Here is a 12,907-nt window from a genome sequence, read left to right as displayed (position 1 = left end):
TGTCCTTCAGACGAGAAATACATCGCCAGCGTGAATGGCACGGGTTGAGCCATCTTCCAAGCGCAGTTGCAGTGTTCCTTCGACATCGAGTCCTGCAAATTGACCTTCTATCAGGCTACCGTCGGGCTCGTGAACACTGAGGAGTGTTCCACGCGGTGTGCCAACAGCTTCCCACCGCCTGATTAAGGCCGGAAGTCCGTAGGTTCGCCAACGCTCCAATTCTGTATCCAGTGCTTTGGCTAACGAGCTTGCAAAAATATCACGATCAGGAGCAGGCCCGAATTTGCTTAGCGCAATTGTCTCGCGATTGGGGAGTTCAGGTGCGCTGTTCAAGTTTACGCCCACACCAGCAACAATTGTGTCATTCACGCGCTCAAGCAATATCCCGCACAGCTTGCCACCATTGAGTAGAAGGTCATTGGGCCATTTCAGCATCAGGGACGCTGCCGCTGGGCCGAAGGGTCTCACAGCTTCATAAACCGCCAATCCGACTGCCAGAGACAATGTATGTGGCGCGGGATCCTGAGGCGTTAGGTGGATGACAGTCGACCCCATGAAATTGCCAGAGCCATCAAACCAGTCGCGCCCTTGCCGGCCCCGCCCGGAAGTCTGCCGATCCGCGATCAACCAATGACCCTCTGCGACACGCTCGCCTTCATTGAGGCGCGCGATGAGATCGGCATTGGTTGAGCCGGTTTCAGCTACGACTTGAATCAAAGCGTCAGAAACAGCGCTTCTGCGGCCTTGTCAGAAAGATCGCCCAAGGATGGAGTCAACAGATAGCCGAGCGGCGAAATGATCGCACTTGTGATCAGCAGCAGAACCCAATGGCTTGTGGCGCTCTTGCCCGTTACGACGCCAGCTGAGTCATCAAACATGATGATCTTGCAGACCTTTAGATAGTAGAACGCGCCGATAACGCTCGCGGCAATCCCAAGCGCTGCCAGTATAACGAGATCCGCTTCGACGGCCGCCTGGAACACAACAAACTTGCCCCAGAAGCCGAACAGCGGAGGAATACCCGCAAGGCTGAGCATCAGGAAGAATAGGCACCAGCTCAGCAAGGGTTGCTCTTTGACCATGCCTGCCATACTGGAAATGTTCTCGACGTCGTTTCCGACGCTATCCTTGAGCATCAGAACTGCGACAAAACTGCCGAGCGACATGGCGACATAGATGAACAGGTAAACCAGCATCGCGCTCGCGCCGGCAGCGGTTGCTGCTGCAACGCCGATCAGGATGAAGCCGACATTGTTGATCGAGCTGTAGGCTAGCAGACGCTTGATGTTTTCCTGCCCAATCGCGCCCAATGCACCGATGACAATTGAAAGCAGTGCGATGAAGATCACGATCTGACGCCACGCATCGACCTGACCGCCGAAGACGTCGAACGCCACTCGTCCCAGCAGGGCCACCGCAGCAACCTTTGGCGCCGTAGCGAAGAAGGTCGTGACGGGCGTTGGAGCGCCTTCGTAGACGTCAGGGGTCCACATGTGGAACGGTGCGGCCGCAATCTTGAACGCAAGGCCTGCAAGAACGAACACGAGGCCGAATAGCGCGCCGGTCGAAAGCTCGCCGTTCAAAGCTTCCCGTACACCAGCGAAATCGGTTGAACCGGTAAAGCCATAAAGCAAGCTCATGCCGTAAAGCAGGATGCCCGATGCGAGCGCGCCAAGGACGAAGTATTTGAGACCCGCTTCAGCGGAACGGCGGTCATCGCGCAGGAATGCCGCGAGCACGTAAGCAGCTAGCGAGTTGAGCTCCAACCCGAGATACAGCGTGATAAAGTCCCCGGCAGAGACCATGATGCTCATGCCGAGCGTCGCAAAGACGATGAGTACAGGGTACTCGCTGCGCATTGCCCCGCGCTTGTCGAACCAGGCCGGCGCTACAACAAGTGCGCCGATGGCAGCGAGGTAAATCAGGGCCTTGGCAAAAGCGGCATAGGAATCGGCTTTAAACAGCGTGCCGAACGCGTTGGTTTCGACACCCATCAGGCCGTCATGCAATGTCGGTACCAGCGCAATGCCTGAAGCGAACAGCGCCGCTATCGCAATGCCTGTGAACAAGCGCGCAGGCTTGTCGCCGCCCCATGCGGCTGCAAGCAACAGCACAAGACCGGTGGCTGTCAGGATCAGCTCAGGAATAATGAGCTGCAACGAAGTGGAGAGGTCCATCAGTGCTCTCCTCCTTCTGAGTGCTCGACAGCATTGGCGATCACGCCTGTCGGCGTGCCGACATTGAGTTGGCTATCATTTTCCGGCGTTGCGCGAGCAATCCGCGCGTCCAGCGCCGCAATGTCCGCCCGCATCGGAGCAAGGAAGCTTTCAGGGTAAACACCCATCCAGAGAACTGCAGCAGCAATGGGCGCAAGCATGGCCCATTCGCGCGCGTTCAAGTCCTTCATGCTCGCTGCGTCCTCATTGACCTGATCGCCGAATGCCACACGGCGGTAGAGATAGAGCATGTAGCCCGCACCTAGAATGATGCCTGTGGTGCAGACGAGTGTCACAAGTGTGGAGACCTGATAGATCCCGGCGAGCGACAGGAACTCGCCCACGAAGCCGCTTGTCCCCGGCAGGCCGATGCTCGCCATGGTGAACAGCAGGAAGAAAACCGCGTATTTCGGCATGTTGATCGAGAGCCCGCCGTAGCGGTCGATCTCACGCGTATGGAGCCGGTCGTAGATCACGCCGACGCACAGGAAGAGCGCTCCCGACACAAGCCCGTGCGACAGCATGACGATCATCGCGCCTTCAAGGCCTTGCACATTGAATGCAAACAGACCCACTGTCACAATCGCCATGTGCGCAACCGAGGAATAGGCAATCAGCTTCTTCATGTCGTTCTGAACCAGTGCGACGAGCGAAGTGTATACGACTGCGATCATGGAAAGGATGAAGACCAGCCAAGCAAACTGTGCGCTCGCTTCAGGGAACATCGGCAAGCTGAAGCGGATGAAGCCGTAACCACCCATCTTGAGCAAAACGCCTGCGAGAATCACTGAACCTGCCGTCGGCGCCTGCACGTGCGCGTCAGGCAGCCAAGTGTGCACCGGCCACATTGGCATCTTCACCGCAAAACTCGCGAAGAATGCGAGCCAAAGCCACGTCTGGGCTTCCGGTGCGAAGTCGTACTGCATCAGCGTCGGGATGTCCGACGTGCCCGCTTCGTTCACCATCCAGAACATCGCAATCAGCATCAGCACCGAGCCAAGCAGCGTGTAGAGGAAGAACTTGTAGCTCGCGTAAATGCGGTTCGCCCCGCCCCATACACCGATGATGAGATACATCGGGATCAGGCCAGCTTCAAAGAAGATGTAGAACAGGAAGATATCCTGCGCGGCAAACACGCCGATCATCAGCACTTCCATGAACAGGAAAGCTGCCATGTACTCTCCGACGCGGGTCTTGATGGAATCCCAGCCTGCCAGAATGCAAATCGGCATGAGAAAGACACTCAGCATGATGAGCATCAGCGCGATGCCGTCGATACCAAGCGCCCAGCTAAAGCCCGCAAAGAGCGGTGCTTTCTCGACGAATTGCCACTGCGCACCGCCAATGTCGTAATTGAGCCACAGCACTATGCCGAGCGCCAAGTCTATCAGCGTCGCAACCAGCGCCGTCATACGCGCGGCCGGCGCATCGAGGAAGAAGCACGCAATGCCCGCGATCAGCGGGACCAACAGCATCACGGAAAGGATCGGAAAACCGTCCATCAGAAGAGGACCCACGTTATCGCGGCGACCACGCCCACAAGCATGATCAACGCATAGCTATAGAGATATCCGGACTGCACTTTCTTCGCGAGCACAGCGCCGCGCTGGACCACCCAAGCTGCGCCATCCGGACCGAAACGGTCGATGGTTTTCTCATCACCCCGCTTCCAGAACATGCGTCCGAGCCAGAAACTCGGCTTGACGAAAATGAGATTGTAGAGCTCGTCGAAATACCACTTGTTGAACACGAACTGGTGCACATAGCGGAACTGCTCCACGAACTTCGCCGGGATCGACGGGTTCTTGATGTAGGCCCACCATGCAGTGACAAAACCTACGATCATGACAAAGGTCGCGGTCAGCTTCACCCATAGCGGCACAGCGTGGAGCGCATGGATAAGCCCTTCATTGAAGTAGATTGAGCCGCCCCAGAACGCGCCATTCACAGCCTCACTGGATCCATCGATAAACGGATACTTGAACACAAAGCCTGCGAGCACCGCTCCAACCGTCAACACGCCGAGCGGGATCAGCATCGACATCGGGCTCTCGTGCGGGTGATAGCCGCCGGTTGTGTCTTCGCCTGCCTCTTCCGGTGTCTTGTGAACGCTGTGCTGGATGTGCTCACTCTCGATCCAGCGCGGCTTTCCGTAGAAGGTCAGGAACACCAAGCGCCAGCTGTAGAAGCTCGTCAGCAGAGCCGCGATCGCGCCCATCCAGAATGCGAAGTAGGACATATCCGTGCCGCGTGCGAAGGCCGCCTCGAGGATTGCATCCTTCGAATAGAAGCCAGCAAAGCCGAAGAACCCGAGAATACCAACGCCGGTAATGGCCAACGTACCGGCCATCATGGCGTAGAAGGTTAGCGGGATGTGCTTACGAAGCGCGCCGTAATAGCGCATGTCCTGCTCGTGATGCATCGCATGGATCACTGAGCCCGCGCCAAGGAACAGCAGCGCCTTGAAGAAGGCGTGCGTGAACAGGTGGAACATCGCCGCGCCATAGGCTCCGACACCTGCGGCAAAGAACATGTAGCCGAGCTGAGAGCAGGTCGAATAGGCGATCACCCGCTTGATGTCCCACTGCGTGGTTCCGATGGTCGCTGCAAAGAAACATGTCGCTGCACCAACAAAGATCACGATGGTGAGCGCGACAGGCGCCGCTTCGAACATGGGTGACAAGCGGCAAACCATAAACACGCCTGCAGTCACCATGGTCGCGGCATGGATCAGCGCGGATACAGGCGTCGGGCCTTCCATCGCATCAGGCAGCCAAGTGTGGAGACCCAGCTGTGCGGACTTGCCCATCGCGCCAATGAACAACAGGATGCACAGTATATCCATCGTGTGCATGCGGTAGCCGAGGAAGCCGATGGTCGCCCCGGTCATGCCGGGTGCGGCCTCAAGGATTTCCGGGATCGAGGTGGTCTGAAAGACCAGATAGGTGCCGAAGATGCCGAGCATGAAGCCCAGATCGCCGACGCGGTTGACCACAAAAGCCTTGATCGCAGCGGCGTTGGCAGATGGCTTCTTAAACCAGAAGCCGATCAGCAGATAACTCGCAAGGCCGACGCCTTCCCAGCCAAAGAACATCTGGACTAGATTGTCAGCCGTCACCAGCATCAGCATGGCGAAGGTGAACAGCGAGAGATAGGCGAAGAAGCGCGGCTGATCCGGGTCTTCCTCCATATAGCCCCAGCTATAGAGGTGGACGAGCGCGGACACCGTGTTGATCACCACGAGCATAACCGCGGTCAGAGCATCGACGCGCAGCGCCCAGTCAAAGCTCAGCGTGCCCGATTGGACCCAGGTAAGCACTGGCACAACGGTCGCTTCAGCGCTTCCGGTGAGGAATCCGATAAAGATTGGCCAGCTCAGACCGCAGCTGATGAACAGCGCGCCGGTGGTGATTGACTTGGCGATGGTATTGCCAAGCGCGCGATTGCCTAGCCCAGCAACAATAGCCGCAAGCAGGGGTAGAAAGACGATAAGAAGGATGGACGTCTGCACTGGACTCTACCCTCTCATCTGCGCGGCGTCTTCGACCGCAATCGTGCCGCGCTTGCGGTAGTAAATGACAAGGATGGCTAGCCCGATGGCTGCCTCTGCCGCAGCCACTGTCAGCACGAACATCGCGAAGACCTGTCCCACGAGATCATTCAGGAACACGCTGAAGGCGACCAGATTGATATTCACAGCGAGCAGGATCAGCTCGACCGACATAAGGATCGTAATCACATTCTTGCGGTTGAGGAAAATCCCCAGCACGCCGAGTACGAACAGCACGGCGGACACAGTGATATAGTGTTCGACGCCAATCATAGCTCGAGCCCCTTGCCGACTTCCGGCTGCTTCATAACGGTTGCATCTTCTGGACGGCGGCGAACCTGCTTGCCGATATCCTGACGGCCCGGAGAGCCGCCTGGCTTCGTCCGGTGCGTCAGTACAATTGCACCGATCATCGCGACTAGCAGGATGATGCCGGCGACCTCGAACAGGAAGACGTAGCGCGTGTAAAGCAACGCGCCGATCGCATCGATATTCGGAGTGTCAGAAGCCTGCTGTGACAGGCCATCCGCCGTACCAAGTGTTACACCGCCCTGCCCGGTCGCAACCAGGCCGACGAACAGCTCAAGAAACAAGATGAACGCAACCAGCAAGCCAAGCGGCGCGTTCTTGATGAAGCCCGCGCGCATCTCTGCAAAGTCGATGTTGAGCATCATCACGACGAACAGGAACAACACCGCGACCGCGCCCACATAGACGATGACCAGCAGCATCGCGATGAATTCAGCGCCGATCAGTACCATCAGTCCCGCGCCGTTAAAGAATGCAAGGATCAGCCACAGCACGGAATGCACCGGATTGCGCGCGCTGATCACCATGACCGCGCTTGCAAGCATCAGGCCTGCAAAAAGGTAAAAGGCAATTGCTTGAATCATAGACCCCTGTTCCGTCCGTCGCGCCCGTTAACGATAGGGCGCATCGGCTTCAAGGTTTGCGGCAATCGCCCGCTCCCACTTGTCCCCGTTGGCCAAGAGTTTCGCCTTGTCGTAGAGCAGCTCTTCGCGCGTTTCAGTCGCGTATTCGAAGTTCGGCCCTTCGACGATTGCATCCACCGGACAAGCTTCCTGGCAGAAGCCGCAATAGATGCATTTGGTCATGTCGATGTCATAGCGCGTGGTGCGGCGACTGCCGTCTTCGCGCGGTTCGCTTTCAATGGTGATCGCTTGCGCCGGACACACAGCTTCGCACAGCTTGCAGGCGATGCAGCGCTCTTCTCCATTGGGATAGCGACGCAGCGCATGCTCCCCGCGAAAACGGGGCGAGAGCGCATTCTTCTCGAACGGATAGTTAATCGTCAGCTTTGGCTTGAAGAAATACTTCAGCGTCAAGGCATGCGCCTTGAGAATTTCCCAAAGCGTGAACGATTTGATGAGATGGGTGACGGTGCTCATGAGTAGTGCCCTGTGGCCATCAGATAGCCCGAGATTACGGCGACAAAGATCAGGCTCATCGGCAGGAAAACCTTCCACCCGAGCCGCATCAACTGGTCATAGCGGTAACGCGGCACGGTTCCCCAGATCCAGCTGAACATGAAGAAGAAGACGAAGGTCTTGAGCAGCAGCCAGACGATGCCGGGCACGGCATAAAGCGGCTCCCAATCAATCGGCGGCAACCAACCACCCCAGAACAATACCGCGTTGAGCATGCACATCAGAAGGATGTTGGCATATTCGCCGAGCCAGAACAGCGCGAAGCTCATGGAGGAATATTCGGTCTGGAAGCCTGCGACGAGCTCGGATTCGGCCTCGGTCAAGTCGAACGGTGCGCGCGCGGTCTCTGCCAGGCAGCTGATGAAGAACACCACCCACATCGGGAACAGCAGCGGATGCACTGCATAGGCGTTGATCACGCCGAGGCCGAAGCCTTCTTGCGCGGTGATGATGCCATTCAAGTTGAACGTACCGGCGAACAGCACCACACAGACGAGGATGAAACCGATCGAGACCTCGTAAGAGATCATCTGTGCCGCCGCGCGCATGGCGGAGAAGAACGGATATTTCGAGTTACTCGCCCATCCGCTCATCACTACGCCGTAAACGCCGAGCGAGCTGATCGCGAGGATGTAGAGCAGGCCGACATTGATATCCGCCAGCACCATTTTTGCATCGAACGGCATCACCGCCCATGCGGCAAGGGCGACGGTGAATGTGATGATCGGCGCGAGCAGAAAGATGCCCTTGTTTGCCGCGCTCGGGATAATGGTTTCCTGCAGGAAGACCTTGAGGCCATCCGCGAAACTCTGAAGCAGGCCGAACGGGCCAACCACATTGGGTCCGCGCCGCAACATAATCGCACCGAGCACCTTGCGGTCGACATAGATGATCATCGCAACCGCGAGCATTACCGGGAGAGCGATCAGCAGAATGCCGCTGATCGTCGCGACAAACCACGCGAACTCATACGACATGCCGAAGGATTGGAAGAATTCGGTCATTAGTCTCCGTCTCCTCCGCAGCCTGCGTCGAAGTCCAAATATTCATCAAATCCCTTTGACCCGTAGGTGCCGCCACCTGCAGAGCCAGCACCTGGATCAGGCGCGGACGCCTTGTCATTCTTCATGAACCTCGGCGCAAAGGATGCGACACCCAACAGGACCAGCAGAAATATGCCAGCGCCAATTAGAACTGCGAAGAAGGTCACTCTGCCGCTCCTGACACTTTGTCGTAGATCGCGACAAGGACGTGGATCACTCCACCATTGGCGACCAAATATGCGGCCTCGACCACGCCCCAATAGAGTGCAGTCGAGCGCGACATGAAGCGCATTTGGTCAAATTCGCTCCCGCCTGTCGCAAATTGCATGGAAGCTTCCGCAACAGTCCAGTCGTTCCAATAGCGCCAAAGGCCGACGACAATTGCTAACGCATAAAAAACGTACGGCAGTCGCCTTACGAACTGAGGAATCTGCTTCACTCTGCCGCCTCCTTCAACTCATCGCCATGGAGTAGTTCTGCTGAGCAGCGCTGCATTACTTCGCTCGCGCGAGCGATCGGATTGGTGAGGTAGAAGTCCTTGATAGGGTAACCTTCGATCACGCCTTCCGCCTTCGCCCCCGCGGGAGCAGCCGGCAATGCGCCGTAATCCGCAAGACCCTCTTCGCCCAGAGCAGGCACTTCGGCGATCATCGCGGCCTGCAGTTCACCAAAGCTGTCAAATCCGACGTTTACGCCAATCGCGTCGGCGAGCGCACGTAGGATCGTCCAGTCTTCGCGTGCATCACCCGGAGCAAACACGGCTTTTTCCGCATATTGCACGCGGCCTTCCGTGTTGACGTAGGTTCCGTCCTTTTCCGCGTAGGAAGCTGCGGGAAGTACGATATCCGCCGCATGCGCGCCTTTGTCGCCGTGGTGACCGATATAAACCTTCAAAGCGTCAGCATAGGGCTCGAAATCCATCTCATCCGCGCCAAGCGAGAGGACCACCTTCGGCTTGGCAGCTGCGATGTCCGCCATTCCGCCCTGTTGTGCAAAGCCGAGCATCAGCCCGCCCATGCGTGCGGCAGAGAAGTGCAGCACGTTGAAGCCATTCCAGCCCTGTTTCACCACTCCAAGCGTATCCGCAGCCGCGAGACCCGCGTGAAGCGCACCCTTGGCAAGAGCCGCACCGCCCATGATGATCGCGGGACGCTCTGCCTCACGGAAATGGTCAACCAGATCGCCCGGCAAGTCATTGAGGACAGCAAGGTCACCGCCAAGGAATGTCGCAGGGAACGTCGTTTCCCACTCAGGACCGATCACATAGACCTTCGCGCCGCGCTTCACCGCCTTGCGCAGTCGGACGTTCACGCTCGGCGCTTCCCAGCGTACATTGCTGCCGACGATCAGAATAGCATCTGCGGTCTCGATCCCGGCAAGCGTCGAGTTGAAATTCACCGCCGCCAGGCTCGACACGTCATAATCCATGCCAGTCTGGCGACCTTCAAGCAGGTTCGATCCGCACGCCTTGAGCAGCGCCTTGGCCGCAAACATCGTTTCGCAATCGACCATGTCGCCTGCGACTGCTGCGATGGATGATTTCGCGTCCTTGAGTTGCTTCGCGACAGCCTTGAATGCTTCGTCCCAGCTGCCGACCTTCATCCCGCCTTTCTTGCGGATAAAGACCTTGTCCAAGCGGCGCTTGCCGAGGCCATCGACCTGATAGCGTGCCTTGTCGGAAATCCATTCCTCATTCACATCATCATTGATGCGAGGGAGTGCGCGCATGACTTCGCGGCCCCGGCTATCCAGACGGATATTCGCGCCGACAGCGTCAGACACATCGATGCTATTGGTCTTCTTCAGCTCCCACGGACGGGCCTCGAACGCGTAAGGGCGAGAAGTAAGTGCCCCGACCGGACACAGATCGATCACATTCGCACTCATCTCGTGGGCAGCCGCCTGCTCGAGATAGGTGGTGATCTGCATGTCTTCGCCGCGATAAAGCGCGCCAATCTCGTCCACGCCAGCGATCTCTTCAGAGAAGCGCACACAGCGCGTGCAGTGAATGCAGCGGGTCATGATCGTCTTGATCAGCGGCCCCATATACTTTTCGGTGACCGCGCGCTTGTTCTCTTCATAGCGCGATCCGCCACGGCCATAGGCCACCGCCTGATCTTGCAAATCGCATTCGCCGCCCTGGTCGCAAATCGGGCAATCGAGCGGGTGGTTGATGAGGAGGAACTCCATCACCCCTTCACGCGCTTTCTTGACCATCGGTGTGTCGGTGCGGATTTCCTGACCTTCGGTGGCGGGAAGCGCGCATGACGCCTGAGGCTTGGGCGGTCCCGGCTTCACTTCCACCAGGCACATCCGGCAGTTACCGGCGATACTTAAGCGTTCGTGGTAGCAGAAGCGCGGGATTTCCTTGCCCGCAAGCTCTGCTGCCTGAAGGACGGTTGCGCCGTCTGGAACCTCGAGCTCCTGTCCGTCTACGGTGACTTTAGGCATCATCAGTCTCGCTGCTGCGGTTTGCTGAGATAGCTCGATACAGAGATGAGCCGCCGATCAAGAACAAAGCGATGGGCAAGTTTAACCATCCGAAGATGCTCTCTTCACCGCTCGAATAATCTGCGTATCTGTCAAACAGTGCGATGATCCCGACCAAGATCATTAATACAGATATTATTGTGAGAAAACGGGAGTTGGTCATTCCGCAGCCTCCGCAAACTTAGCGTTGTGCTCGTGAATGCGGCGCTCCAGCTCGGGGCGGAAATGGCGGATCAGTCCCTGAATCGGCCAAGCCGCCGCATCACCCAATGCGCAGATTGTGTGGCCTTCTACCTGCTTGGTCACTTCCTGCAGCATATCGATTTCTTCAATCGCCGCATCGCCGGTGCGCAGGCGTTCCATCATGCGCCACATCCAGCCCGTGCCTTCGCGGCAAGGCGTGCACTGGCCGCAGCTTTCATGCTTGTAGAAATAGGAAAGGCGCGAAATCGCGCGGACGATGTCGGTGGACTTGTCCATCACGATGACGGCGGCTGTGCCAAGGCCGGAGCCGAGATCCTTCAGCCCGTCAAAGTCCATCGGTGCGTCCATGATCTGCTCAGCGGGTACCAATGGCACTGATGAACCGCCCGGAATGACTGCCAAGAGGTTCTCCCAACCTCCTGTAATTCCGCCACAATGCTTCTCGATCAACTCGCGGAAGGGGATGCTCATAGCTTCCTCGACGACGCATGGTTGTTCGACATGACCCGAAATCTGGAACAGCTTCGTGCCGTGATTGCCTTCGCGGCCAAAGCTGTTGAACCAGCTCGCGCCGCGTCGCAGGATCGTCGGGACGACCGCGATGCTTTCGACATTGTTGACCGTGGTCGGGCAACCATAAAGGCCTGCGCCTGCCGGGAATGGCGGCTTGAGCCTTGGCTGGCCCTTCTTGCCCTCAAGGCTTTCGATCATCGCGGTTTCTTCGCCGCAAATATACGCGCCTGCACCGCGATGCATGAACACGTCGAAGTCGTAGCCTGAGCCGGACGCATTCTTGCCAATCAGGCCTGCGTCATAGGCTTCGTCGATGGCCTTTTGCAGCGTTTCGGCCTCGCGGATATACTCGCCGCGAATGTAGATATAGGCAGCCCTCGCACGCATGGCGAAACCAGCCACCAGCGCACCTTCGATCAGTTTGTGCGTATCGTGCCGGATGATCTCGCGATCCTTGCATGAACCGGGCTCGGATTCGTCAGCATTGATAACGAGGAAGCTTGGTCGACCGTCCTTGCTCTCTTTCGGCATGAACGACCATTTAAGGCCGGTGGGGAAGCCTGCCCCGCCCCGCCCGCGAAGGCCGGAATCCTTGATTTCTTCAATGATCGCGTCCTGCCCGCGTTCGATCAGCGCCTTGGTGTTGTCCCAGTCGCCGCGCGCCTGCGCACCCTTCAGTCCCCAGTCCTGAAAGCCGTAAAGGTTAGTGAAGATGCGATCCTTATCCTGGAGAGACATTACCATTCCCCCCGGTAATCGTGATTGGCGTTAACCATTTCCTTGAGTGTCGTCGGTCCGTCTTTTGGCTCTGATGTATGACGGCCGGGCTCCTGTGTGCCCGCCTTGGGCGTTTCGCCTGCTGCCAACGCGTCCAGAACGGCATCAAGCCGCTCAACGGTCAGGTCTTCGTAATTGTCATCATTGATCTGGACCATCGGCGCGGTCGCGCAATTACCCATGCATTCGACTTCGGTGAGGGTCCAAAGGCCGTCCTCAGAGACTTCGCCCTTCTTCATGCCGCGCGCTTTGCAAGCGGAGATGATGTCGTCCGAGCCGCGAAGCATGCACGGCGTGGTGCCGCAGACCTGCACATGATACTTCCCGACCGGCTTCATGTTGTACATGAAATAGAAGGTCGCGACTTCGAGCACGCGGATTACCGACATGTCGAGATAGTTCGCGATATACTCGATCACCGGTAGCGGCAGCCAGCCTTGCGTGTCGGTCTCTTGGCCTACCTGACGTTGAGCAAGATCAAGCAGCGGCATTACCGCTGATTTCTGGCGGCCGTCCGGGTATTTGGCGATGTGATAATCGGCCTTCGCACGGTTTGCGTCCGTCCATTCGAACGAACCCCAGCGCGCACGCAGTTCAGGCGTATCGGGTGCGGGAGTACGGTCAGCCATTGGACGAGCTCTGTTCAGCGACCTTAGCAGCTTTCTC

Annotated in this window: 13 protein-coding genes; all 13 read right to left on the bottom strand. The window is 57.7% G+C overall.

What is annotated here, in order from left to right; genetic code table 11:
- Positions 1-6: 6 nt before the first annotated feature.
- Positions 7-717, bottom strand: a complete 711-nt coding sequence (locus tag HUO12_RS03500) for a biotin--[acetyl-CoA-carboxylase] ligase (protein ID WP_176272284.1) — start codon at positions 715-717, stop codon at positions 7-9.
- Entirely contained in the window at positions 714-2,177 is a 1,464-nt protein-coding gene (gene nuoN / locus HUO12_RS03495) for an NADH-quinone oxidoreductase subunit NuoN (protein ID WP_176272283.1), read from the bottom strand. Before nuoN ends, HUO12_RS03500 begins: the two co-directional genes overlap by 4 nt.
- A complete protein-coding gene (locus HUO12_RS03490; RefSeq protein WP_176272282.1) occupies positions 2,177-3,718 on the bottom strand; it encodes an NADH-quinone oxidoreductase subunit M in 1,542 nt (513 codons plus the stop codon). The genes nuoN and HUO12_RS03490 overlap by 1 nt, the downstream gene beginning before the upstream one ends.
- The gene (gene nuoL, locus HUO12_RS03485; RefSeq protein ID WP_176272281.1) at positions 3,718-5,727 is read right to left on the bottom strand and encodes an NADH-quinone oxidoreductase subunit L; all 2,010 of its coding nucleotides are present in this window, start codon (positions 5,725-5,727) and stop codon (positions 3,718-3,720) included. The genes HUO12_RS03490 and nuoL overlap by 1 nt, the downstream gene beginning before the upstream one ends.
- 6 nt (positions 5,728-5,733) lie before the next feature.
- On the bottom strand, positions 5,734-6,039 hold the full coding sequence (gene nuoK / locus HUO12_RS03480; RefSeq protein WP_176272280.1) for an NADH-quinone oxidoreductase subunit NuoK: 306 nt from the start codon (positions 6,037-6,039) through the stop codon (positions 5,734-5,736).
- On the bottom strand, positions 6,036-6,659 hold the full coding sequence (locus HUO12_RS03475; RefSeq protein WP_176272279.1) for an NADH-quinone oxidoreductase subunit J: 624 nt from the start codon (positions 6,657-6,659) through the stop codon (positions 6,036-6,038). The genes nuoK and HUO12_RS03475 overlap by 4 nt, the downstream gene beginning before the upstream one ends.
- A gap of 27 nt (positions 6,660-6,686) precedes the next feature.
- The gene (gene nuoI / locus HUO12_RS03470; protein ID WP_176272278.1) at positions 6,687-7,175 is read right to left on the bottom strand and encodes an NADH-quinone oxidoreductase subunit NuoI; all 489 of its coding nucleotides are present in this window, start codon (positions 7,173-7,175) and stop codon (positions 6,687-6,689) included.
- On the bottom strand, positions 7,172-8,218 hold the full coding sequence (gene nuoH, locus HUO12_RS03465) for an NADH-quinone oxidoreductase subunit NuoH (protein WP_176272277.1): 1,047 nt from the start codon (positions 8,216-8,218) through the stop codon (positions 7,172-7,174). Before nuoH ends, nuoI begins: the two co-directional genes overlap by 4 nt.
- The gene (locus HUO12_RS03460; RefSeq protein ID WP_176272276.1) at positions 8,218-8,424 is read right to left on the bottom strand and encodes a hypothetical protein; all 207 of its coding nucleotides are present in this window, start codon (positions 8,422-8,424) and stop codon (positions 8,218-8,220) included. The genes nuoH and HUO12_RS03460 overlap by 1 nt, the downstream gene beginning before the upstream one ends.
- Positions 8,421-8,696, bottom strand: a complete 276-nt coding sequence (locus HUO12_RS03455) for a hypothetical protein (RefSeq protein ID WP_176272275.1) — start codon at positions 8,694-8,696, stop codon at positions 8,421-8,423. The genes HUO12_RS03460 and HUO12_RS03455 overlap by 4 nt, the downstream gene beginning before the upstream one ends.
- On the bottom strand, positions 8,693-10,708 hold the full coding sequence (gene nuoG, locus HUO12_RS03450) for an NADH-quinone oxidoreductase subunit NuoG (protein ID WP_176274269.1): 2,016 nt from the start codon (positions 10,706-10,708) through the stop codon (positions 8,693-8,695). The genes HUO12_RS03455 and nuoG overlap by 4 nt, the downstream gene beginning before the upstream one ends.
- A gap of 198 nt (positions 10,709-10,906) precedes the next feature.
- Complete coding sequence (gene nuoF, locus HUO12_RS03445) at positions 10,907-12,202, bottom strand: NADH-quinone oxidoreductase subunit NuoF (protein ID WP_176272274.1); 1,296 nt, start codon at positions 12,200-12,202, stop codon at positions 10,907-10,909.
- Complete coding sequence (gene nuoE, locus HUO12_RS03440; protein ID WP_176272273.1) at positions 12,202-12,870, bottom strand: NADH-quinone oxidoreductase subunit NuoE; 669 nt, start codon at positions 12,868-12,870, stop codon at positions 12,202-12,204. The genes nuoF and nuoE overlap by 1 nt, the downstream gene beginning before the upstream one ends.
- Between the last annotated feature and the right edge of the window lie 37 nt (positions 12,871-12,907).

Source organism: Altererythrobacter lutimaris (genome assembly GCF_013371495.1).
Lineage (GTDB): Bacteria > Pseudomonadota > Alphaproteobacteria > Sphingomonadales > Sphingomonadaceae > Erythrobacter > Erythrobacter lutimaris_A.
Note: the sequence above shows the minus strand (reverse complement) of the source record. Positions and strands in the feature narration are given on the sequence as shown.